This window comes from Rhodococcus sp. BS-15 (genome assembly GCF_000813105.1).
GTDB lineage: Bacteria > Actinomycetota > Actinomycetes > Mycobacteriales > Mycobacteriaceae > Rhodococcoides.
The window spans coordinates 1-1714 of record NZ_BAOX01000519.1; the positions used below are offsets into that span (position 1 = coordinate 1).

At 65.6% G+C, this 1714-nt stretch carries 1 protein-coding gene; it reads right to left on the minus strand.

The window, feature by feature from the left end; genetic code table 11:
* On the minus strand, positions 1-1569 hold a 1569-nt coding region (locus RHBS_RS27540), incomplete at its 3' end, for a hypothetical protein (protein WP_145977652.1).
* Positions 1570-1714 lie beyond the last annotated feature (145 nt).

Consider the following 1714-nt stretch of genomic DNA (forward strand, 5'->3'; position numbering starts at 1 on the left):
GAGGGTGGTGGGGTCGAGATGGGTGAGGTCACGGCCGGCGGTCCGTAGTCGTGGGGTGAGGGCGTCGAGGAGTCGATACCGCTCTCCCCCATCGCCGTCGGGTGTGTCGGTGCGAGTGAGGATGGCATGGGGGGATCCGGGTGAGAATCCGACGGTGGCCCAGTCGTCGAATTCGGTGTCGAACTGGTCGGGTTTCCAGCGCGCGTTCCGAGCGAGACGACGGTAGTGAATCTCGGTGAGGGTCTGGAGCCAGTCGATGTCGGCGCCGGCAGGGTCGGTGATGGTGGCATCGATCGCGGCTTCGACCAGCGCAGCTCGCATTCCGCCGTGTTCGTAGGCGACGTGGACGGCGGCGTGCAGTTTGTCGACGGTGGCCATCGCTTCGGCGAGGCGAGTCAGGTCGAGGCCTACGATCTCGCCGGTGTCGTTGTCGGTGAGCATCTGTGATGCCGTATCGAGTTCGGTGTCGTCGAGTTCGGCGGTGTAGTCGACGGTGTTGGCCTCGAGAATGTTCACCAATGTCGGGCTGGCTCCGATACTGATCATCGTCTCGAGGGCGCTTGCCGAACGGCCACCGGTGGCGTGATCTTTCCAGGATGCGAGGTCGGCAGAGTGCACGATCAGCACCACCGACGTCGTCAGGGAGGCGATCTTGCGGATCCGGGGTGCGGTCAGTCCGGTATCAGGGGTAACACCGTTGAATCCGGCGTCGTCGAGGATCACCACGTCGGGCCTGGCGGGATCGTTCTTGACAGCCTGAAGGCGGGCGATGAGGGTATCGAGTGCCCCCGGTGCAGGGTTGTGCCACCACGTGACCGGCTGCGGTGTCATCGCCGACAGGAGCTGGAACAGGCTGCGGGTCTTGCCGGACTTCGGGGGACCGACGATGGCGGTCATCGGCGTGGAATCGGGATCGGCGAGACGTGCCGCGACGAGGGTGTCCGCGGTGCGCGCGACGTACGGCGGCAGGGCATCGTCGAACAGTGACGAGCCGAGTCCGAGGTCGTTGGCGGCATCAATGTCGTCGGGTCGTCCGGCGGCACGGACCACGTTCGCGGTCTTCTCCGCGTGCTCTTGCTGCGCTTTGCGTTTCGCGGCGGCACCGCCGCGTTTCTGCCCCGCCCGGTTCGAGGTGTCGGCGGCGTCGAGGGCATCGGCGAATCGTTCCCACGAACCCAGCTGTCGGACCGAGTCGGGGACCTCCGGGACCGCATTCTCGACGACCGATATCAACGCCCGCTTCAGGATGTACTGAGTGGGGACGGAACCTTCGATCCATCGGCCGACGTTGTTGGCCAACACATGCGGTGGGGCTGCCGATGATCCTTCCATCCACTTGCTGCGGGTGTCCGTGTCGTCGTCGAGCTCCCACAACTGCGGGTGAGCGCGCACGAACTCGCGCATCTCCACCGCGATGTCGCGGCGTGTCCTGACCTTGTCGAGTTCGGCGAGCCAGGCCTTGTAGGGGGCCTTGTCGGTTTCCGAGACCATCCGCGTTCCCCCCGCTTCCTCTCCCAGCACATCCTGCTGCCGTCGACCGGCGGTGAGTGTTGCACGTCTGTCGGTCACCGAGCCGGAGGCCGGTGGTTGTCGTGTCCAGAAGTTAGCGCACACCAACACCACACACACCCCTGACCGCACACCGGTGTGGCCAGAACGTAGGTGCCAGAGCCCGACACCACCCGAGGTCGAAGGCCCCAACCACCAAGGACAC